Here is a 21,458-nt window from a genome sequence, read left to right as displayed (position 1 = left end):
AAGTCTCGCCGTATGACAGGTCGCCCCGTACGGCAGGTCTCCCCGTAAGGCGCGGCTCACTCCTCCAGCGCCGCCTCCATCACCGCCCGCGCGATCGGGGCCGCGCTGCCGCCGCCGCTGATGTCGGCCCGGTCCGCCGCCGCGTCCTCCACCACCACGGCCACCGCGACGGCCGGGCGGCCGGAGTCGGGAGCCTGCGCCCAGGAGATGAACCAGGCATACGGGAGGCCCGAGTTGTCGACGCCGTGCTGCGCCGTGCCGGTCTTGCCGCCGACCCTCACGCCGTCGATCGCCGCGTTGGACCCGGTGCCGTTCTCCACCACGTCGACCATCATCCGCTGGAGCTGCACCGCCGTGGACGGGCTCATCGCCCGCTCGTAGGAGCGCGGACCCTGCTGCTGGACCGTGTCCCCGTCGGCGGCGGTCACCCGGTCGACGAGGTACGGATACCGCAGGTCGCCGCCGTTCGCCACCGCCGCCGCCACCATCGCCATCTGGAGCGGCGTCGCGGTCGTGTTGAACTGGCCGATCGAGGAGAGCGCCAGCTGGTCCTGGCTCATGTCGGTGTCGAAGTTGCTCCGCGCCACCCCGGACGGGATGCGCAGCTCGTTCTCGTTGAAGCCGAAGTGCTCCGCCGTCTCCGCCATCCCCTCCAGCCCGACCTCCACGCCCAGATGGGCCATCACCGTGTTGCAGGAGACCCGGATCGCATCGGCCAGCGACGCCTTCTCGCAGCCGCGCGCCTCGTTGGGGAGGACCGTCCGCGTGTTGGGCAGGACGTACGGCGACGGGGTGTCCGTCGGCGCGTCCACGTCCTTCACCACCCGGGCGTCCAGCGCCGCCGCCGCCGTCACGATCTTGAAGGTGGAGCCCGGCGGATAGGTCTGCCGGATGGCCCGGTTGAGCATCGGCAGGCTCTCGGCCGCGTTCAGCCGGGTCCACGCCTCGGTGACGCCAGAGCCGGTGCCGGACAGCCGCTCGGGGTCGTACGACGGGGTCGAGACCAGCGCCAGGATCCTGCCGGTCGACGGCTCCAGGGCGGCGACCGCGCCCCGCCTGCCGCTCAGCCCGGCGTACGCGGCACGCTGCATCGACTCCTTGACCGTCGTGACGACGTTGCCGCCGGGCTGCCGGCCCCGGGTGAACTCGTTCCAGAACGGGAGAGGCGCCAGCAGCGAGTCCGTACCCGACAGGACGCCGTCCTCGGTGTTCTCCAGGAGTGTGGTGCCGTACGTCTGCGAGGCGTATCCGGTCACCGGCGCGTACAGCGGGCCGTGCAGATAGGTGCGCTCGAAGCTGAGCTGCTCGCCGGTCTCCTTGTTGCCGGTCACGGCCCGGTCGCCGACCAGGATGTTGCCGCGCGGCTGGTCGTAACGGGCGATGGTGGTACGGCGGTTGGCCGGGTTTGCGTCCAGCTCGCCGGCCTCGAAGAGCTGGACGCGGGCCGCGTTGGCGAGCAGCGCCACGAGCAGGAGGAGGCAGAGGGCGGCAGCCCGCCGGATGTAGCGGATCACCGGTCCTCCTCGGCGGACGGGGCGATGACCCCGGTCTCCACCTGCTCAGGGTGCGGTCTGCGCGCGACATCGCTCAGCCGGATCAGCAGCGCCACGATGATCCAGTTGGTGACGACGGACGAGCCGCCCTGCGCCAGGAACGGCATCGCCATCCCGGTCAGCGGGATCAGCCCCATCACCCCGCCCGCGATCACGAACACCTGGAGCGCCAGGATCGAGGAGAGGCCGATGGCCAGCAGCCGTCCGAACGGGTCGCGCAGCGCGAGCCCGGCCCGGTAGCCGCGCGCCACGAGGAGCGCGTACAGCAGGAAGACGGCGGTCAGACCGCTCAGCCCCAGCTCCTCGCCGGCCGTCGCCAGGATGAAGTCGGACTTGGCGGCGAAGCCGATGAGGATGGAGTGGCCGGCCCCGAGCCCGGTCCCGAGCATGCCCCCGGCGGCGAAGGCGAAGAGCGACTGGGCGAGCTGGCCGGGGCCCCGGCCGGCGTCGATCGACGCGAACGGGTCCAGCCAGTCCTGCACCCGGCTGTGCACATGCGGTTCGAACGAGCCGACGACGAACGCGCCGACGGCCGCCAGCAGCAGCCCGACCGCGATCCAGCCGGTCCGGCCGGTCGCCACGTACAGCATGATCACGAAGAGCCCGAAGAAGAGCAGCGAGGTGCCGAGGTCCCGCTCCAGCACCAGCACGCCGACGCTGAGCAGCCAGATCGCCACGATCGGGCCGAGCACCCGGCCGGTGGGCAGCTGCAGCCTCCAGAACGTGCGGCCGGTGTAGGCGAGCGCGTTGCGGTTGGCGGCGAGGTAGGCGGCGAAGAAGACCGCGAGCAGGATCTTGGCGAACTCGCCCGGCTGGAAAGAGAGTCCGCCGATCCGGATCCAGATCTTCGCCCCGTTCACCGCCGGGAAGAAGATCGGCACGATCATCAGGACGAGCGCGGTGGCGACCGAGAGATAGGCGTACCGCGCGAGCACCCGGTGGTCGCGGAGCAGCACCACGACGACGGCGAAGAGCGCGACCCCGAGCGTGGACCAGATCAGCTGCGTGGGTGCGGCCTGGTCGCGCGGGGTCTCCAGGTCCAGCCGGTAGATCAGCACCAGGCCGAGCCCGTTGAGCAGGACGGCGATCGGCAGCAGCAGCGGATCGGCGTACGGGGCCCGGAAGCGGACCGCCACATGGGCCAGCAGCGCCAGCGTGCCGAGCCCGGCGCCGTAACCGGCGACATCGGGCGGCACCGCCCCGTCGTGGGCGAGGCCCACGGCCGCGTAACCGTAGACGGAGATCAGGACGGCCCCGATGAGGAGCGAGAGCTCGACCCCGCGCCGTCTGGGCAGGCGGAGCTCGGGCGGGGGAGCGTCCGCCGTCGTTGCGGTCATGGACCGCAACGTAGCAAGAGGCGTGCCGTATTTCCCTTATGTCATAGATGTCATAGCGATGTCATGGGGGTCATGGCGCGTCCGCCTGGAAGCGGGTGGCTTCCAGGCGGACGGGGTGTGCCGTGCGGTGGGGTCAGCAGAAGCGCGGTGCCGCGCCGATGTTCTCGATGTAGCGGGCCGAACCCCACGCCCACGTGCCGTCGGTCAGCAGGTACCAGCGGTTGTTCCCGTCGACGTTGTCGCCCGTCGTCTTGCAGAAGATGTTGACGACGGTGCCGTACTTCACCGAGCCCACGACCTTGCTGCTCCGGGTCGGCTTGTCGCGCAGCAGGAGGTACGGCTTGGCGACGACCCGGCCCTTGTAGGTCTTCTTGGGGGCCTGGGGCTTGGCCTGGTTCTGCGTCTGCGCCTCCTGGCGGGCCTCCTTCTGCTGCGCCTCGTGCTCGCGCTGGAGGGCCGAGGCGGAGAGCTCGTCGGACGCCGGGGCCGAGGTGTGGGCCTCGCCGCGGTGGTCGACGGGGTGGGGGTCCGCCGCCAGAGCGGGAGCGGCGGCCGTGACCGCCGCGAGGGCGCCGGTGGCGACGCAGAGACCGATCCGGCGGAACCGCGAGGGGCGGGACAGGGGGGACATGCTGCCTCCATGAGGAAGGAGAGAGGGCCGTGGGGGACGCGAGCCGGGCTCGCCTCCGCCACGCTAAGTTGGACACGGAGCGTCCGCAACGCGCACTGTGCGTGATGTCAGGCCGGGCCGGGCGTCCCCGCGCCCCGGTCGCCCGTGTTCCCGGCGGAATCGCCGTCCCCGAGGCGTACGTACTGCGGCAGCGTCAGCCGGGCCAGCGCCCCGCCGTCCGGGGGATTCAGGAACTCCAGCCGCGCCCCGATCACCGCGGCCTGGCCCAGGGCGATGGTCAGCCCGAGTCCGTGGCCCTTGCCTGCGCCGTCCGTGCGGAACCGCTGCGGACCGCCCTCCAGGAGGTAGGCCGGAAAGCCCGCGCCGTGGTCGCGTACGGAGACCACCGCACCCGCCACCTCCAGTACCACCGGACCGGCGCCGTGCCGGTGCGCGTTGGCCACCAGGTTGCCGAGCACCCGCTCCAGCCGCCGCCGGTCCGTCTCCACCGGCGCCGGGTCCGTGACCCGCACCTCGGTCTCCGTGCCGGAGGCCCGCACCACCCGCTCCACCACCGGGCCGAGGTCGTGCACGGCCAGGTCCACCTGCTCGGTGCGGGCGTCCAGGCGCGAGATCTCCAGCAGGTCCTCGGTCAGCGACCGCATCGCCCGCACCCGGTCCCGCACCAGCTCCGCCGGACGGCCCGGCGGCAGCAGCTCTGCGGCGGCCGAGAGGCCGGTGAGCGGGGTCCGCAGCTCGTGCGCCACATCGGCGGTGAACCGCTGCTCCGTCTGGAGCTTGCGCTGCAGGCTGGAGGCCATGGTGTCCAGGGCGCCCGACACAATCGCCACCTCGTCCTGGCCGCGCACCGGACGTCGCGTACGGGGGTCGCCGACCCGGGCGTCGAGGTCGCCCGCGCTGATCCGGCGGGCCACCCGGGCCGTCTGGTGCAGCCTGCGGGTGACCCGGCCGACGGCGAAGAGGCCGACGGCCAGGGTGGCGGCGATGGCCAGCAGCGAGGAGCCGATGATCGCCCGGTCCAGGCCGCCGATGGTGTTGGCGCTGTGGCTGTAGTCCGTCCAGGTGGCCAGCGCCCGCCCGTCCGCCGGGCCCGCCGCCCACATCGCCGGACCGGTGCGCCCGTCCGGATCGTCCGGCCGGTGCGGGCCGTCCGCGACGATCGTGCCGCGCTCGCCGTTCGCGGCCAGGTCGCGCAGCGCGGCGGGCAGGCCCGGCGGGTCGATGCCCGACCCCCTCGGCAGCGGCTCCCCGGCCTCGTACGCGTCGGTGACGACCTCCAGCCGGGCGAGCGCCTTCTCGCGGGCGTGGGAGACCGTCTGCCGGGTCACCGCGGTGTGCACGAGGACGCCGAGGAGGGCGGCGAGCGTGCAGCACATGGCGGTGAGGAAGACCGCGGACTTCCAGGTGAGGGTCGCGGTCCAGGCGGGGGAGCGGAAGCGGCGCCGTCTCATCGGGCGGCCGACGCGGAGTCCGAGGGGTCGCGGTCCGTGTCCCCGCGCCGCTCCGGCACCCGCAGGATCTCGTCCCGGGTGGCCAGCATCGCCTGCTGCCGCTCGTCCCAGGACCACGCGGTGCGGTACTCGTACCCGGAGATCACCGAAGGCGCCCGCAGGACCAGGTCCCTGCCCGCCAGCTCCACGCTGATCACCGCGTCAGAGGTGGACATGATCCGGGTCAGCGCGCTCCGGCCGGCGCCGTCGGCCCGGTACGCGCGCACGGCCAGCTGGCGTTCGGGCATCCGGATGCCGAGCACCAGTTCGTCCCTGCCGTCACCGGTCAGGTCGAAGTAGTACGGCGCCAGCACCGGGCAGGCGTCCGGCGCCGTACGGCAGGCCCGGATCTGCCGGACCGTCGCGTCGGGCAGCTCGTCCAGGCCGCTGTCCCGGTTCGTCCTTGCCTTCAGCCCGGCCTGCGCGACCGCGACCGGGTCCAGCCGGTGCACATCGCCGCCCGGCACGGTGATCCCGGGGATCCTGGCCGTCTCGCCCTCCCCGTAGTCGTACGGAGCCGCCGAAGCGGGCGGCAGGCCAGGCCAGAGGCGGGCGGGCTCGACGGCCGACGGAGCCTCGCCGGCGCTCTCCAGGCCGCCGGCCGAACCGCAGCCGCTGAGCAGGGCGAGCCCGGCCACGGCGGCTGTGACGGTACGGACGGCGAGCGGGCGCACGGCCGGCCCTCCTCAAGGACGAAGGACGAAGGATGACAAGGGCCTACACCCTAGGACGTCTCCGTACGCAATGCCCACTTCGTACCCGTACGACAGGCTTCAGCGCTGGAACGGGCTCTGCCCCGGCTGCTGGAAGCCCGGCTGCTGCGGGCCCTGTCCCCGGCCGCCGTCCGGACCGGCGCCGTGCTGGGCGAGCAGCTGGTCGGCCTGCTCCTCGGATATCTGCTGCTCACCGCCGCAGAACGTGCACTGCGTCGCGTACTTCGTCGAGAACGGGAAGAGCGGGATGAAGAACAGCGTGAACTTCGTGACCCGCTTCCGCAGCGTGTGCGCCGCCGGATTGCCGCACCAGCCGCACACCATCGTCAGGATGGCCAGCTGGTGGAGATAGCCCTTGGTGCCGAAAATGATCATGCCGTGCTCCCTCTGCCCGTCTTCCCCGTGCCCCGGAGTGCCTCCCGGCACAGCGCCAGGAGCTTTTCGTCCTCGTAGGTGTCATGGCTGCCGTACCCGCTGTCCAGCGCGTTGTGACGGCGTACGCAGGCGAGCTCGGCGCGCAGCACCTGTGCCGCCGTCGACGCCGGGTCGACCGGACCCATCCGTGCCAGGCATTCTGCCACCCGGACGCGGACATGGCGGTTCCTCTCCCAGGCGGCCAGGAGCACCTCCGTACTCTCCTCCGGCCGTCCGGTCACCTCCCAGAGCGCGATCGCCGCGTCCACCCGCAGCCACAGGTCCTCGTGGGCCAGCAGCCCGCGCAGCCGGGGCGCGACCGCCGCCGCCCGCGGCCCGAGCGCACCCAGCGCCGCCGCCGCTCCGCGCCGGTCGTGCACCTGGTCCGAGCCGAGCGCCTCGACCAGCACCGGCAGCACCGCGTCCCGGTCCCCGGCGACCGCCCAGAGCGCCTCGGCCGCCTCCGTCGCCGTCCCCGGCCGCCGCAGCATCGCCCGCAGCTCCGGCACGGCCTCCCGCGCGGCGGGCCCGAACGAGCCGAGCGCCCGCAGCGCCGCCGTACGCAGCCACTCGCCCCGGTACTCCGGCGCGCCGCGCAGCACCCGCAGCACCTCCGGCGTGGCCTCGCCCGCCCGCAGCCCGGTCAGCCCGGCCAGCAGCGGGCTCGCCCGGTCGTACGCCCCCTCGTCCAGCGCCACCCCGGCCAGCCTGCGCCGCAGCGCACCGGCCAGCGGGCGGGCGGCCGGCCCGAGATGGGTGACCGCGAACCCCACGTCGTGCGGCACCTCCGGCAGCTCCAGGGCCGCCGCCAGAGCGGGCACGGCACGGGCGTCACCGAGCCGGGCCAGCGCCTTCACCGTGGAGCCGAGCCCCGGCGGACCGCTGGCCCACTCCTTCACCCAGCCGCCGGGATCGGCCGCCAGCCGGGCCGCCAGCGCGTCGGCGCTCGGCGCGGCCAGCGAGAACAGTTCCTCCAGCACGTGCGAGGCGGCCTCCGCCAGCCGGGGATCGGGGTCGGCCAGCTGGTCGCCGACGAGCGTCACCAGCTCCTCGTACGAGCCGCGCCAGGCCCGTATCAGCCCGCCGCTCATCCGCACGGCGTCGATGCGCTGCCAGCGGTCCGGGCTGCGGAGCTGGTCGACGAGGAGGGCCGTCCGGTCACCGACCCGGTCGTCGAGGCCGACGTGCAGGGTGCGCAGCAGATCAGCGGTCCAAGGGGCGCCGCATCCGGCGTTGTCCTGGGCGGAGAGCGCGCGCAACTGGCCCACCAGGGTCGGCGCTGCGGCCTGTTCGGCCAGGGCCACGTCCGTACAGCCGACGGGTTCGGCCTCCGGCTCCGCCTCGGCGTCGGCGTCCGGCTCGCCGTCCTGGTCGAACTCCGGTGTGCCGTCCGGGGCCGTACGCAGCTCGCGCAGCAGCCCCGACACGACGGGCACCACATCGCGGGGCAGCGTGTCGGGGCAGCAGCGCGCCAGCTGGGCCAGGGCGGCGAGCCGCAGCCCCGGCGCACGCTCCCGGTCCACCAGCAGGCTCAGCCACTCCGTCACCCGGCCCGCCAGCGGACGGTGGCGCAGGGCTATCCGACCGGCCGCCTCCACGAGGGCCAGCCGCACCTCCTCGTCGGGCTCCGCCGGCAGCCGCTCCCGCAGCAGCGCGAGGACCCGGACCGGATGCCGGTGCAGGGTGGCGAGCGCCAGCGGGGCCGCGAGCCGTACGCCGGGGTCCTCGTCGGCGACCAGCTCGAAGAAGACCCCGGCCCCGGCGGTCACCGCGGCCGCCGCCATCGCGTAGTTCGCGGCGCCCTCGATCTCGTCCTCGTCGATCTCGTCGTCGTCCTCGTCCAGATCGAAGCCGCCGATGCTGGTGAGCAGCTCGACCACGCTGCCCCGGTCCTGCACCTCCGGGTCCACGGCGAGCTCGAAGAGGAACGGGATGCACGCGAGCGTGCAGGCGTACACGTCTCCCTGGTGGTGCACCGCTCCGTACATGCCGTCGAGCGCGCTCTCCCGCTCCGCCGGATCGGCGGAGGCAAGCCCCCTCAGGAGCACCGGCACGTCGTCCGCGGGCCCGTAGGCATGCTCCATCGACGCCCAGTCGACCTCATCGATCCCCGAGAACACGCCATCCCCTCCCCACGTCACGGCAGCGTCCGGAAGCTCCACCCGTCTCCGGCACACCTGTTCCCCACGCCCCTGCTGCGCATCCCGAAGAAAGCGCCTGCGCAGAGTGTGCACCACGGCTCCGACAATCCACCCGCCACTTGTGGCCTTTCCTCAGGCCGTGACCAGGTCATGACCCTGCCATGACGGGATGACCGAAAGGGAACCGGTGGACCGGCTGCGCGTCACGGCAGATCCGCCGGAAGCGCTCGCGCCTCCTCCGGGTCGAGGAGCGGGCCGAGCAGGTCCCCGTACCGCTCCAGCCGCGCGGCCATGTCCTCCGCCCGGAACACCAGCTCCTCCGGCGACCGGCACCCTTCGATCTCCTCCCAGGTGACCGGCGCGGAGACGGCGGGCTCGGCCCTGGCGCGCAGGGTGTACGGCGTGGCGGTGGTCTTCGACGCGGAGTTCTGGCTGAAGTCGACGAAGACCTTGCCGGGGCGCAGGGCGCGCTTCATCCGGTGCAGGGCCAGCGCCGGGAGCGCGCTCTCGGCCTCCATCGCGAGCCGCTTGGCGTACGAGGACACCACGGCCGAGGAGACCGGCTCCAGCGGGACCAGCAGATGCAGGCCCTTGGAGCCGGACGTCTTCCCGTACGAGGAGAGTCCGTCGGCGGCGAGCCGCTCCCGCAGCCAGAGAGCCACCGCGCAGCACTCCACGACGGTCGCGGGGGAGCCGGGATCCAGGTCGAGGACCATCCGGTCGGCGGTCTCCGGCGCCTGCGCCCGCCACTGCGGAGTGTGGAACTCCACCACCAGGTTGGCCGCCCACATCAGCGCCGGTAGGTCCTGGACCATCACCTGGCGGGCGCCCGGGTCATCGCTGTGCGGGACGGGTGTGGTCTCCACCCAGTCGGGCGTACCGGGCGGCGGATTCTTGGTGACGAAGAGCTGCCCGCCGGGCCCGTCCGGATAGCGCAGGAAGGAGACCGGCCGGTCGCGCAGATGCGGCAGGATCGCGGCCGCCGCCGTGGCCGCGTAGTAGTGCAGCACCTCGCCCTTGGTGGTCCCGGTAGCCGGATACAGCACTTTGTCGAGATTGCTGAGCGAGAGGCGCCGCCCCTCCACCTCCGTGATCGGCGTCATACGATAAGAGTCACACGAAATATCCGAAACCTACGCAAACGTCCTGAGCGGCCATAAGGGGTGAACGGTGAGGTCCATATGGAACGGCGCGATCTCCTTCGGGCTGGTCAGCATCCCGATCAAGCTCGTCAACGCCACCGAGAGCCACTCGATCCACTTCCGGCAGATCCACCTCGCCGACGGTGGCCGGATCCGCTACCGCAAGGTCTGTGAGCTGGACGAGGAGGAGGTGTCCGGCGGCGAGATCGGCAAGGCGTACGAGGACGCCGACGGCACGATGATCCCGATCACCGACGAGGATCTCGCCCAGCTCCCGCTGCCCACGGCCAAGACCATCGAGATCGTCGCCTTCGTGCCCGCCGACGAGATCGACCCGCTCCAGATGGACGCGGCGTACTACCTCTCCGCCAACGGGGTCCCGGCCGCCAAGCCGTACACCTTGCTGCGCGAGGCGCTGAAGCGCAGCAACAAGGTCGCCGTCGCCAAGTACGCGCTCCGCGGCCGCGAACGGCTCGGCATGCTCCGGGTCGTGGACGACGTGATCGCGATGCACGGCCTCCTCTGGCCCGACGAGATCCGCGCGCCCGAAGGCGTCGCCCCGGAGGGCGACGTCACGGTCCGCGACGCCGAACTCGACCTGGCCGACGCGCTGATGGACACCCTCGGCGAGGTCGACATGGACAGCCTCCACGACGACTACCGGGAGGCGGTGGAGGAACTGATCGCGGCGAAGGCGTCGGGCGAGGCGGTGCGGCCGACGGAGTCGAAGGAGAGCGGCGGGAAGGTCATCGACCTGATCGCGGCGCTGGAGAGCAGTGTCCGCGCGGCGAAGAAGTCCCGGGGGGAGGACGGCGAGGAGGGGGACATGGCGGACGTCCACCCCATCAAGAAGACGGCGCAGCAGAAGTCCACGCCCAAGTCCACGGGCACGAAGAAGTCGACGGCCTCCACGGCCTCCACGGCCAAGAAGGCGACACAGAAGAAGACGGCGTCCAAGTCGACCTCCTCCGCCTCCTCGTCCAAGGGCTCGTCCTCGGCCAAGCCGGCGAAGTCGGCTAAGCCGGCGAAGAAGCAGGCGTCGTCGGGTGGCCGGGGCACCACCAAGAAGAAGACGGCCTCACCCCGCAGACGAGCCTCCGCCTGACCGCCGCGCGGACCGACGCCCGTACCGGCCCGGGCACGGACTCCCGGCCCCGGCTCCCCCCTGTCGTACGTCCCCCGTACGCTACGGCGCATGAGCGCAGAGACCCCCTCGGGACGGGTGATCGACGGCCGCTTCACCCTGGTGGAGCGGCTCGGCAGCGGTGGCATGGGCATGGTGTGGCGGGCCCACGACGAGGCGCTCCACCGTGACGTGGCCCTGAAAGAGGTACGGCCTCCGGACCCGGCGCTCGCGGAGTACGACCCGGAGGGCGCCCGCACCCTGCGCGCCCGGGTCCTGCGCGAGGCCCGCGCCCTGGCCCGCCTGGACCATCCGAACGTGGTCACCGTCCACCACATCGTCGACCCCGGCGAGGACGGCTACCCCTGGATCGTGATGGAGCTGGTGGCCGGCTCCTCCCTCCAGGACCGGCTGGCCGAAGGGCCGATGGACCCGGCCGAGGCCGCCGAACTGGGCCGCGGCATCCTCTCCGCCCTCAACGCCGCCCACGCCTCCGGCATCCAGCACCGCGACGTCAAGCCCGCCAACGTCCTGCTGCGCACCGACGGCCGCCCGGTCCTCACGGACTTCGGCATCGCCGCGATCCGCGAGTCGACGAGCCTCACGATGACCGGCGCCCTGATCGGCTCGCCCGACTACATAGCCCCCGAGCGCATCCGGGGCACCGAGGGCGACCCGTCCTCCGACCTCTGGTCGCTCGGCATGATGCTGTACGTCGCGGTCGAGGGCCACCACCCGCTGCGCAAGGCCACCACGCTCGCCACCCTGGCCGCCGTGCTCGACGAGGAGGTACCGCCGCCGGTACGGGCCGGATCGCTCACCCCCGTACTGAAGGCGCTCCTGACCCGCGACATCCCGGCCCGCCCGGACGCCGGAACCCTCGACCGGATGCTGGCGGAGGCGGCGCGGCCTCAGCCGGCCCCGGACCCCAGGAGCGCGTACGGATCGCCGCCGCCGCAGCCACCGACCGGTTTCGGCCACCCGACGCCCTTCCCCACCCCGGTGGACGCACCACACCACCCGTACGCGAACAACCCGTACGCCGGCCCGTCGACGCCTCCGACACCGCCCCCGTCAACGCCCCCGGTCACGGTCCCGACGGTCTCGGGCGGCGAAGAGGAGCACAGACACCGCCTCCAGCGCCGGACCCGGATCATCACCACGGCCGCGACCGTCGTCTCGGCGGCGGTGCTGGCAGGCGTCTTCTGGATGATCGACCCGTCGTTCTTCCGAGGAGGAGGAGGAGGCGGAGGCGACGACGGCGCGAAGGGGAACAACCGCCCGGACACCACGGCGAGCGCCCCGGCGAACGACCGCGGCGCCGCGCCGCCCACCGCGGCCGGCCAACCGGTCGTGGACGACGAAGGGACCGGCGCGGACGACAACGGTGACGACGGCGCGGAGGCGCCCACCGACCTCCTCACCCCGCAAGGCGCGCGCCAGGCCATCGCGGCCCTCAAGCCGCTGATGGGCGGCACGAAGGTCACCGACTTCACGCTCTACGGCGAGCACGCCTCGGCCCAGGCCCCGCTGAAGTCCAACTCCCTTCTCTACGACCGGTTCAGCTACCGGGACGGACAGGCGAAGAACGACGACATGGGCGGCACGCTCATGTCCGGGGACAAGGCGGTCGACCTGGACTCGGTCGACTGGGACACCCTGCCGGCCCTGCTGCGGACCGCCAGGACGAGCCTCAACATCCCGGATCCGGAGAGCAGTTACGTGATCCTGGACCCGTCCTCGCCCTTCCACGGCGACCGCCCGGTGCTGCGCGTCTACGTCTCCGACAACTACGGCGGCGCTTTCCTCACCGCCGGCCTGGACGGCCGGGTCATCGAGAAGAACCCGCGCGAGAAGGGCTGAGCGGCGGAGCCGACACCGGCTTGACGTAGTCGGGCAGCAGGGGCAGATCGAGCCCCGGAGGACCGCGCTCGATGACATAGGTGCAACTGGTGTACGTGTACCCCGGCTGGACCTTCGATCCGGCCGCGTAACTGTCCACCCGGGACGAGGCGCCCGTACCGTGCTTGTAGAGGAAGTGGTATTCGCCCGCGGGTAGTTGGAGCCGGGCCTTCGGGTAGCTCCTGCCACCTGCCTTGCAGGCGAGCGCGGGACCGGCCGACGCGCTGTAGCGCTCGCAGTCGCCGCAGGGCTTGAGCGAGACGGTGCCGGTGACCGGCCCGGTGTAGAGCACCTCGACGGCGTTGGGCGCGTCGTTGCTGATGACGAGCTCCATCCGGGGCCCGCCGGGCGGGCCCGACGGCGGCAGCCGCTTGCCGGCCGCCGCCCGGGCGTCGGCTATCTCCGCGGCGATGGCGATCTTCCGCGCCTGCGCGGCCCGCCCGTCACTCCTGTAGGAACGCGCGAAGTCAACCATCGTGGTCCGGGCCTCGCCGAACCTCTTCTCCTTGAACCGGTCCACCCCGCAGGCGTACACCCCGTCCTGGATCCCCTTTCCGGCCTTGGCGCTCAGCCCGGGAACGCTCTCGGCGGGCAGAGCGGCGACCGTGGACCTCAGCCCCCGCAACGCCTCGGTGGCCGCGCACGGATCGCCGCCCTTCACCTCCGTGACGCGTCCGTCGATCCGCCCGCCGATGGCCGGGGCCACCTGCCGCGCGGACGCGGACCCGGGGAACGTACGCAACAGCTCACCGAACTCCGCCGAGCCTCCGGCGGCCACCCCGCCCAGCCGCGAGACACCGCACCCGTACAGCGATTCGGCGAGCGGCGTGTCGGGCCAACCGGCGAGTTCGCCCAGCAACTCCCCGCCCACCGACCCCGGCAGGGTGCGCAGATAGGCCAGCGGCTCGACGGCATCGCAGTGCCGCTTCCCGGTGTACGGGGAGGAGACGGCGTCGTAGAAGGCCTTCAGCCGGTCCGGCACGAGCTTCGCCGCCCGGGAGCCGGGATGGTCCCGGTCGAGCGCGCGATAGACACCGAGCGCCGCCTCGTACTCACCCTTCACCGTCCCGAACGGCTGCGTGGCCGCGGCCGCGACCTTTCGGTCCCCGCGCTCCAGCCGGTCGAGCAGCATCTCCTCCCGCGCCTCGTCCCGAGCGCCCCCGTACGCCACGGCCCCACCGACCGGAACGGCCAGCAGCACCACACCCAGCGCCACCGCGACGACCGGCCGCCAGGACCCACCGAGCGCCGAACGCAGCGCGATCCGCGCCCCGTCGGCGGCGGCCATGACGAGCAGGAACAGATAGACGACGAGCACCCGCGCGGGCACCCCGTCCGGATCGGCGGGCAGCGCCACGAAGAGCAGCACCCCGGTGGCGACCCAGCACCCGACGGCCCGCCCCCACCGCCCCAACAACGCGTAACCGAGCCCGAGCCCGGCCAGATTGAGCAGCCCGGCCGCGACGGCCCGAAGCCCGGCCCCGGGAGGCGGCGGCCCGACGGCGGGCGGAGCGGACGGAGGCGGCGGAGCCCCGAAGGAGGGCGGCCCGGAGACAGGCGGCCCGAACCCGGACGGCCCGGAAGGCGGCGGCACGGCGCCGCCGAACCCGCCCCCGGCCGCACCCTGCCCCGTACTCCCGTACCGGTCATCCGACTCCATCACGGTCCCCCCACCGCCGAGCCTCACAAGTCGTCGGAACTCTGCCCGGGGCCAACTCGGTTCACGCGCGCGCATCGGCATTTTGCGCGTGTTGTCGTATCGATCAATGATCTATAGGGCCAAATAGGCCTGGAGTGACAGGTGTTGACCGAGCGGGCCGGATCGCCGAGTCCGTCCTCCGAGGCCCGGCGCCGGTGCGGCTCCAGCGTGCGGAGCTCGCACGTCCGGGCGAGGCTTGCCGGTGCCTCTGGATAGCCTGATCGTCGTGACGACGAACAGCGGCGAAGAACACGTGCTCGGTGCGTTGAAGAATCTGCAGACCCACATCAAGGACCGGCGGCCGTCGCGCCACAAGCCCATCACCCTCCTCTGGGCCATCGGCCGCCTGGCCGCCGAGCGGGACAGCGCGCGGGACCAACTGGTCGGGTGGCAGACGTTCCGTGAGGAGGTCGGGCCGCTGCTGCGGGACTTCGGACTCCCCGACTCGCGGGTCACGCCCCAGTACCCCTTCTGGCACCTGCGCAGCAGCGGCCTCTGGGACGTGGAGGGAATCGATACGCAGAAGAGCTCGCCGACCCCGTCCCAGCTGACAGCAGCCGGGGCGAGGGCCGGCTTCGGCAAGGAGGCGGCGAAGGTGCTCCGCCGCTCGCTGGCACGCGCCGAAGCCATCGGCCTGATCTGTTCCCGGCACCTCCCCGACGTCGATCGGGCGGCCTTGCTGGAGCGCGTCGGTCTCGCGGGATACGCCAGCGCGAGCGGTGAGCTCCCCGGCCGCGAAGGAAACGTGCCTCGCCGCAGGCACACCTCGTTCCGGCCCGACCGGGACGCGCGGCTCGTCCGGCACATAAAGGAGATGTACGACGACGCGTGCCAGGTGTGCGGAGCCCGCGTCGAGACGATGGACAGCCACTACAGCGAGGCGGCTCACATCCGCGGGCTCGGCGGACCCCACCTCGGCCCCGACCGGCTGTCCAACCTGCTGTGCCTGTGCCCCAACCATCACGTCGAGTTCGACAGGTTCGCCATCTACATCGAGGAGGACTGGACGGTGCGGAGGAATTCGACGGGGGCCGTGGAGTACGAGCTCAAGCTCCATGCCGACCATGTCATCGAGCCGGACCACATCCGCTATCACCGGGCGTTGTGCGGGCACCGCTGACGGCCGAAGCCGACTCCGGACACGCGAAGACCCCGCTGCCGGCGTGAACGCTGGTGGCGGGGTCTTGTCGGCACTTCCTGCGAAGTGCCCCCGGCAGGATTCGAACCTGCGCACCCGGCTCCGGAGGCCGATGCTCTATCCCCTGAGCTACGGGGGCGTATCGCGGTGTTGCTCTGCGACGGGTGAAACACTACCAGCTCCCGACGGGTCTCCGTGAACAGGTATTCCGTCGCGTCAGCCCGTCCCCCGTCCGGGGCGGAAGTGGGCAAACGCCGGACGCGGTCGCCGGGGCCGACCTACTCTCGAAGGGTGTCAGGGGCGTACGGCCGCGTGCTTGTTGTCGACGACAACAAGGTCATCCGGCAGCTGATCAGGGTCAATCTCGAGCTGGAGGGCTTCGAGGTCGTGACCGCGGCCGATGGTGTCGAGTGCCTGGACCTGGTCCACCGGGTTCGTCCCGATGTGATCACCCTCGATGTCGTGATGCCGCGCCTCGGCGGCCTGGAGACCGCGTCCGGCCTGCGCTCCGACCCCCGTACCCGCCATCTGCCCATCGCCGTCATCAGCGGCTGCACGCCGTACGAGGTGGACGCGGGCGACTCGGCCGGGGTCGACGCGTTCCTGGCGAAGCCGTTCGAGCCGAGCGAGCTGGTGCGGATGGTGCACCGGCTGGCCACGGGGGAGGAGCGGCCTCCGGTCGACGGGCGGAGCGGTGCCGGACGGGCGGGTTCCACCACCGGCTGAGCCACGGAATCCGTCACCCGCCGACCGGCCTCGGCGCACGCGGACGAGCACCGGCTGCCACGGGATCCGTCACCCGCCGACCCGCGGTGGCCTCCACCAGCCGACCGCATGGCGAAACCGGGTCGCGGAGTGCCCCTCCTCCTCCCCTACGCTTGTCCCGTGACCCCCGCCGATCTCTCCCGGACCGTGCTGCACGCCGTGCGCCGCGCGGTCGACGAGAATGCGCTGCGTGCCTCCGTGCCCGCGCGCGTACGGGTGGAGAGGGCCCGGCCCGGCGGCAGCGGCGACTACGCCTGTGCGGTCGCGCTCCAGCTCGCCGGGGACGCCGGACTGCCGGCCCTGGAGGTCGCGCGGATCCTGCGCGAACGGGTCGCCGCCGAACCCGGCATCGGGCGGGTCGAGATCACCGGGCCCGGGTTCCTGAGCTTCACCCTGGACGCCCCGGCCGCCGGCGACCGGGCCGTGCTCGACGCCGTACGGGAGCAGGGGAGCGCCTACGGACACGGGGACGCGCTGAGGGGGGAGGAGGTCCGGCTCCGCCACGCGCCCGAGGTGCGCGCGGCCGTCACCGCCGATGCCGTACGCCGGCTCCTCGCCGCGCAAGGCGCCCGGGTCGAGGTCAGCAGCGAAGAGGGCGGCGACCTGGAGCGGAGTCGCCTCGGCCGCACCGCCGAGCCGCGCGAGACGCCACCGGACCCCTTCGCCACGACGATCCGCCCCGTGCCCGCCCATGCCACCGCCGCCGAGCTGCTGGAGCGGCTCGGCGCGGACGCCACCCGCTGGGGGCTGCTGCGGCCCGCCCCGCGCGACCGCGCCCCGCTGGGGAACGAGCTGCTCGTCCAAGGTGAGGCCAACCCGCTCTTCCGGGTCCGGTACGCCTACGCCAGGTCTCGCGCGCTCACCCGTGGCGCCGCCGCCCTCGGGTTCACCTCCGCACCCGATGCCGCGCCCGCCGCCCACGGAACCGCCGAGTCCGCTCCGCACCCGAGCCCCGTCCCGTACGAAGCCCCCACCTCGTGCGTCGAGCCCATCCCGTACGCCGAACCCACCCCGTACGACGGCTCCGCCCGCCCCCTCCTCGACCTCCTCGCCGACCACCCCGGCGTCCTCCTCACCGCAGCCCGTCACCGCGCGCCCGACCGGGTCGCCCGGCAGCTGGAAGCCGTCGCGCACGCGTTCTTCGACTTCCACGGCAGCGGCTCCCCGCTGCCCTCCGGCGACGAGAAACCCTCGGCCGCCCACCGCTCCCGGCTGGCCCTCGCCGAGGCCGCCGGGACGGTGCTGGCCGGCGGCCTGTCCCTGCTCGGTATCAGCGCGCCCGAACACCTCTGACGAGATCAGAAGAGACCCGAGAGAGCATCACGATGAGCCGCTCCGCACACCCCGCCGGTCCCCGTCACGCCGACGTCCTGACCGAGGGGCACTACTCCGCCCCCGCCGCCGACCTCAACGTCCTGGACGAGAAGGTCTGGTCCCGTACCGTCTCCCGCGACGCGGACGGCGCCCTCACCGTCGGCGGGATCGCCGTCGCCCGGCTCGCCGAGGAGTTCGGGACCCCCGCCTACTTCCTCGACGAGAGCGACTTCCGCGCCCGCTGCCGCGCCTGGGCCGACGCCTTCGGGCCGGACGCCGACGTCTTCTACGCCGGGAAGGCCTTCCTCTCCCGTGCCGTCGTGCGCTGGCTCAAGGAGGAGGGGCTCAATCTCGACGTGTGCTCCGGTGGCGAGCTGACCACCGCGCTCGACGCCGGCATGCCCGCAGAGCGCATCGCCTTCCACGGCAACAACAAGACCGTCGCCGAGATCGAGCGGGCCGTCCAGGCCGGCGTCGGGCGCATCGTGCTGGACTCCTTCCAGGAGATCGTCCGCGTCGCCCACACCGCCCAGCGCCACGGTGTCCGCCAGCGCGTCCAGATCCGGGTCACCGTCGGCGTCGAGGCGCACACCCACGAGTTCATCGCCACCGCGCACGAGGACCAGAAGTTCGGCATCGCGCTCGCCGACGGCCAGGCCGCCGAGGCCGTGCGCCGGGCCCTCTCGCTCGACGGACTCGAACTCATCGGCGTCCACTCGCACATCGGCTCGCAGATCTTCGACATGGCCGGCTTCGAGGTCTCCGCCCGGCGCGTCGTGCAGCTGCTCGCCGAGGTGCGCGACGAGCACGGTGTCGAGCTGCCCGAGATCGACCTCGGCGGCGGCCTCGGCATCGCGTACACCTCGGAGGACGACCCCCGCGAGCCGCACGAGATCGCCAAGGCGCTCAGCGACATCGTCACCCGCGAGTGCGAGGCCGCGAAGCTGCGTACGCCCCGCATCTCCGTCGAGCCCGGCCGCGCCATCGTCGGCCCCACCGCGTTCACGCTGTACGAGGTCGGCACGATCAAGCCCCTCGAAGGGCTGCGCACCTACGTCAGCGTCGACGGCGGAATGTCGGACAATATTCGTACCGCGCTGTACGACGCCGAGTACAGCGTGGCGCTCGTCTCGCGCACCTCGGACGCCGAGCCGATGCTCGTCCGGGTCGTCGGCAAGCACTGCGAGAGCGGGGACATCGTGGTCAAGGACGCGTTCCTCCCGGCCGACCTGGCGCCCGGGGACCTGATCGCGGTCCCCGCCACCGGCGCGTACTGCCGCTCGATGGCGAGCAACTACAACCACGCCCTGCGCCCCCCGGTCGTCGCCGTCCGGGACGGCGAGGCACGCGTCATCGTCCGGCGCGAGACGGAGGAAGATCTCCTGCGCCTCGATGTCGGCTGATGAAATAGTCATCTCAGGATCCGGACGGGGGTCAGAAACGCCCGTCCGGTGAGTGAGACTGGTCCACACGTGAGCTTGATGAGAAAGAGGTCGGATGATGCGTACGCGTCCGCTGAAGGTGGCGCTGCTGGGCTGTGGAGTGGTCGGCTCAGAGGTGGCGCGCATCATGACGACGCACGCCGACGACCTCACGGCGCGCATCGGCGCACCCGTGGAGCTCGTCGGCGTCGCCGTCCGCCGCCCCGCGAAGGTGCGTGAGGGCATCGATCCCGCACTGGTCACCACCGACGCCACCGCGCTCGTGCAGCGCGGCGACATCGACGTCGTGATCGAGGTCATCGGCGGCATCGAGCCGGCCCGCACGCTCATCACCACCGCCTTCGAGCACGGCGCGAGCGTCGTCTCCGCCAACAAGGCGCTGCTCGCGGAGGACGGCGCGGCCCTGCACGCCGCCGCCGAGAAGTACGGCCGCGATCTCTACTACGAGGCCGCCGTCGCCGGGGCCATCCCGCTGGTCCGCCCGCTGCGCGAGTCGCTCGCCGGTGACAAGGTCAACCGGGTGCTGGGCATCGTCAACGGCACGACCAACTTCATCCTCGACAAGATGGACACCAGCGGCGCCGGCTACTCCGAGGCGCTCGACGAGGCCACCGCCCTCGGGTACGCCGAGGCCGACCCGACCGCCGACGTCGAGGGCTTCGACGCCGCCGCCAAGGCCGCGATCCTCGCCGGGATCGCCTTTCACACCCGCGTGAAGATCGGTGACGTGCACCGCGAGGGCATCACCGAGGTCACCGCCGCCGACATCGCCTCCGCCCGCCGCATGGGCTGCACGGTCAAGCTCCTCGCCATCTGCGAGCGCGCCGCCGACGGGCAGTCCGTCACCGCCCGCGTCCACCCCGCGATGATCCCGCTCAGCCACCCGCTGGCCTCGGTCCGCGAGGCGTACAACGCGGTGTTCATCGAGGCCGAAGCCGCCGGGCAGCTGATGTTCTACGGGCCCGGCGCCGGCGGCTCCCCGACCGCCTCGGCGGTCCTCGGCGACCTGGTCGCGGTCTGCCGCAACAAACTGGGCGAGGCCACCGGACCCGGTGAGTCCGCCTACACGCGCCTGCCGGTCAGCCCCATGGGCGAGGTCGTCACGCGCTACCACATCAGTCTCGACGTGGCCGACAAGCCGGGTGTACTCGCTCAGGTGGCAACGGTCTTCGCCGAGCAGGGCGTATCCATCGATACCGTCCGCCAGCAGGGAAAGGACGGCGAGGCGTCCCTCGTCGTCGTCACCCACCGCGCGCCCGACGCCGCCCTCTCCGGGACCGTCGAAGCGCTGCGCAAGCTCGACACCGTGCGCGGTGTCGCCAGCATCATGCGTGTTGAAGGGGAGTAAAGGACCCATGACCAGCAAGGGCACCCACCAGTGGCGCGGCATCATCGAGGAGTACCGGGACCGGCTTCCGGTCACGGCCACGACGCCGGTCGTCACGCTTCGTGAGGGCGGTACGCCGCTCGTTCCGGCGCAGGTCCTCTCCGAGCGCACGGGCTGCGAGGTGCACCTCAAGGTCGAGGGCGCCAACCCCACCGGTTCGTTCAAGGACCGCGGCATGACCATGGCCATCACCCGGGCCAAGGAGGAAGGTGCGAAGGCCGTCATCTGCGCCTCCACCGGCAACACCTCGGCCTCCGCGGCCGCGTACGCGGTGCGCGCCGGGATGGTCTGCGCCGTCCTCGTACCGCAGGGCAAGATCGCGCTCGGCAAGATGGGCCAGGCGCTCGTGCACGGCGCCAAGATCCTCCAGGTCGACGGCAACTTCGACGACTGCCTCACGCTGGCCCGCTCGCTCTCGGACAACTACCCGGTGGCGCTGGTCAATTCGGTCAACCCGGTCCGTATCGAGGGTCAGAAGACCGCCGCGTTCGAGATCGTCGACGCGCTCGGCGACGCCCCCGACATCCACGTCCTGCCGGTCGGCAACGCGGGCAACATCACCGCGTACTGGAAGGGGTACGGCGAGTACGCCGGCGACGGCGTCTCCACCCACACCCCGCGCATGTGGGGCTTCCAGGCCTCCGGTTCCGCGCCCATCGTGCGCGGCGAGGTCGTCAAGGACCCGTCCACCATCGCCACCGCCATCCGCATCGGCAACCCGGCCTCCTGGGACTTCGCACTGGCCGCCCGGGACGAGTCGGGCGGTTTCATCGACGAGGTGACGGACCGCCAGATCCTTTCCGCCTACCGGCTGTTGGCCTCCCAGGAAGGTGTCTTCGTGGAGCCCGCGTCGGCCGCGTCGGTCGCCGGTCTGCTCAAGGCCGCCGAGGAGGGCAAGGTCGATCCCGGCCAGCGCATCGTCTGCACGGTCACCGGCAACGGCCTCAAGGACCCCGACTGGGCCGTCGCGGGCGCCCCGCAGCCGGTCACCGTCCCGGTCGACGCGGCCACCGCCGCACAGAAGCTCGGCCTCGTCTGACCTTCACGGTCACTGCGGCCCCGAACCGGGGCCAAGACGAGACAACCCAGCTCAACCGCCCTCTTTTCGGGGCGGAGAGCGCATAGGAGGCGGGCGACACGCATCGTGCGCCTCCTGTGCGCCCTATGTCGCGACAGAACCTTCCTTCGATAAGCTGTACCCATCCGCCCGACATCCGCCCGACGGCTCTGTCGCGGCGCGATCGCCGTCGTGTACGGCGCGTACGGG

At 72.4% G+C, this 21,458-nt stretch carries 17 protein-coding genes and 1 tRNA gene; 8 read left to right on the top strand and 10 right to left on the bottom strand.

From position 1 onward, the window contains the following. Positions 1–56: 56 nt before the first annotated feature. From ACIRR8_RS06335 to ligD, 8 genes are all read right to left on the bottom strand, one after another. Positions 57–1,514, bottom strand: a complete 1,458-nt coding sequence (locus ACIRR8_RS06335) for a penicillin-binding transpeptidase domain-containing protein (RefSeq protein WP_404059663.1) — start codon at positions 1,512–1,514, stop codon at positions 57–59. Beyond that, positions 1,511–2,890 carry an FtsW/RodA/SpoVE family cell cycle protein gene (locus ACIRR8_RS06330; RefSeq protein WP_404059660.1) on the bottom strand — a complete coding sequence of 460 codons (1,380 nt, stop codon included), beginning with the start codon at positions 2,888–2,890 and terminating at the stop codon, positions 1,511–1,513. Before ACIRR8_RS06330 ends, ACIRR8_RS06335 begins: the two co-directional genes overlap by 4 nt. Positions 2,891–3,023: 133 nt before the next feature. Then, complete coding sequence (locus ACIRR8_RS06325) at positions 3,024–3,521, bottom strand: SH3 domain-containing protein (RefSeq protein ID WP_404059657.1); 498 nt, start codon at positions 3,519–3,521, stop codon at positions 3,024–3,026. Between the two features lie 107 nt (positions 3,522–3,628). Beyond that, complete coding sequence (locus tag ACIRR8_RS06320) at positions 3,629–4,972, bottom strand: ATP-binding protein (protein WP_404059654.1); 1,344 nt, start codon at positions 4,970–4,972, stop codon at positions 3,629–3,631. Continuing rightward, the gene (locus tag ACIRR8_RS06315; protein WP_404059651.1) at positions 4,969–5,685 is read right to left on the bottom strand and encodes a hypothetical protein; all 717 of its coding nucleotides are present in this window, start codon (positions 5,683–5,685) and stop codon (positions 4,969–4,971) included. The genes ACIRR8_RS06320 and ACIRR8_RS06315 overlap by 4 nt, the downstream gene beginning before the upstream one ends. A 99-nt stretch (positions 5,686–5,784) precedes the next feature. Then, positions 5,785–6,099: a zinc-ribbon domain-containing protein gene (locus ACIRR8_RS06310; protein WP_404059648.1), complete on the bottom strand. Its 315-nt coding sequence runs from the start codon at positions 6,097–6,099 to the stop codon at positions 5,785–5,787. Further along, positions 6,096–8,258 carry a HEAT repeat domain-containing protein gene (locus ACIRR8_RS06305; protein WP_404059646.1) on the bottom strand — a complete coding sequence of 721 codons (2,163 nt, stop codon included), beginning with the start codon at positions 8,256–8,258 and terminating at the stop codon, positions 6,096–6,098. The genes ACIRR8_RS06310 and ACIRR8_RS06305 overlap by 4 nt, the downstream gene beginning before the upstream one ends. A 224-nt stretch (positions 8,259–8,482) precedes the next feature. Next, on the bottom strand, positions 8,483–9,382 hold the full coding sequence (gene ligD / locus ACIRR8_RS06300) for a non-homologous end-joining DNA ligase (RefSeq protein ID WP_404059644.1): 900 nt from the start codon (positions 9,380–9,382) through the stop codon (positions 8,483–8,485). A 67-nt stretch (positions 9,383–9,449) separates the two neighbouring features. Here ligD and ACIRR8_RS06295 point away from each other — a divergent pair, with 67 nt between their 5' ends. Further along, positions 9,450–10,526: a Ku protein gene (locus ACIRR8_RS06295; RefSeq protein WP_404059642.1), complete on the top strand. Its 1,077-nt coding sequence runs from the start codon at positions 9,450–9,452 to the stop codon at positions 10,524–10,526. Between the two features lie 90 nt (positions 10,527–10,616). Further along, positions 10,617–12,407: a serine/threonine-protein kinase gene (locus ACIRR8_RS06290; RefSeq protein WP_404059639.1), complete on the top strand. Its 1,791-nt coding sequence runs from the start codon at positions 10,617–10,619 to the stop codon at positions 12,405–12,407. On the opposite strand, the gene ACIRR8_RS06285 is transcribed toward ACIRR8_RS06290, so the two are convergent. Further along, entirely contained in the window at positions 12,376–14,106 is a 1,731-nt protein-coding gene (locus tag ACIRR8_RS06285; RefSeq protein WP_404059636.1) for a hypothetical protein, read from the bottom strand. The two genes, ACIRR8_RS06290 and ACIRR8_RS06285, sit on opposite strands and share 32 nt — an antisense overlap. Positions 14,107–14,371: 265 nt before the next feature. Between ACIRR8_RS06285 and ACIRR8_RS06280 the strand changes: the two genes are divergently transcribed. Then, positions 14,372–15,265 (top strand): HNH endonuclease, encoded by an 894-nt coding sequence (locus ACIRR8_RS06280; RefSeq protein ID WP_404059633.1) that lies wholly within the window; start codon positions 14,372–14,374, stop codon positions 15,263–15,265. 85 nt (positions 15,266–15,350) lie between these two features. Here ACIRR8_RS06280 and ACIRR8_RS06275 read toward each other — a convergent pair. Continuing rightward, positions 15,351–15,422 (bottom strand) — tRNA-Arg (locus ACIRR8_RS06275). Between the two features lie 173 nt (positions 15,423–15,595). Here ACIRR8_RS06275 and ACIRR8_RS06270 point away from each other — a divergent pair. The 5 genes from ACIRR8_RS06270 (at position 15,596) to thrC (ending at position 21,230) form a co-directional block, all read left to right on the top strand. Further along, entirely contained in the window at positions 15,596–16,009 is a 414-nt protein-coding gene (locus ACIRR8_RS06270) for a response regulator (protein WP_404059630.1), read from the top strand. A gap of 159 nt (positions 16,010–16,168) precedes the next feature. After that, a complete protein-coding gene (gene nrtL, locus ACIRR8_RS06265) occupies positions 16,169–17,341 on the top strand; it encodes an ArgS-related anticodon-binding protein NrtL (RefSeq protein WP_404059627.1) in 1,173 nt (390 codons plus the stop codon). A 32-nt stretch (positions 17,342–17,373) separates the two neighbouring features. Then, the gene (gene lysA / locus ACIRR8_RS06260) at positions 17,374–18,765 is read left to right on the top strand and encodes a diaminopimelate decarboxylase (RefSeq protein ID WP_404059625.1); all 1,392 of its coding nucleotides are present in this window, start codon (positions 17,374–17,376) and stop codon (positions 18,763–18,765) included. 97 nt (positions 18,766–18,862) lie between these two features. Beyond that, positions 18,863–20,152 carry a homoserine dehydrogenase gene (locus tag ACIRR8_RS06255; RefSeq protein WP_404060696.1) on the top strand — a complete coding sequence of 430 codons (1,290 nt, stop codon included), beginning with the start codon at positions 18,863–18,865 and terminating at the stop codon, positions 20,150–20,152. 7 nt (positions 20,153–20,159) lie between these two features. After that, on the top strand, positions 20,160–21,230 hold the full coding sequence (thrC, locus tag ACIRR8_RS06250; protein WP_404059623.1) for a threonine synthase: 1,071 nt from the start codon (positions 20,160–20,162) through the stop codon (positions 21,228–21,230). Positions 21,231–21,458: the final 228 nt, after the last annotated feature.

Origin of the sequence: Streptomyces sp. NPDC101178 (genome assembly GCF_044767965.1) — a bacterium.
Classification (GTDB): Bacteria; Actinomycetota; Actinomycetes; order Streptomycetales; family Streptomycetaceae; genus Streptomyces.
The sequence above is the reverse complement of the archived record's forward strand: the minus strand, read 5'-3'. Positions and strand labels throughout refer to the sequence as shown.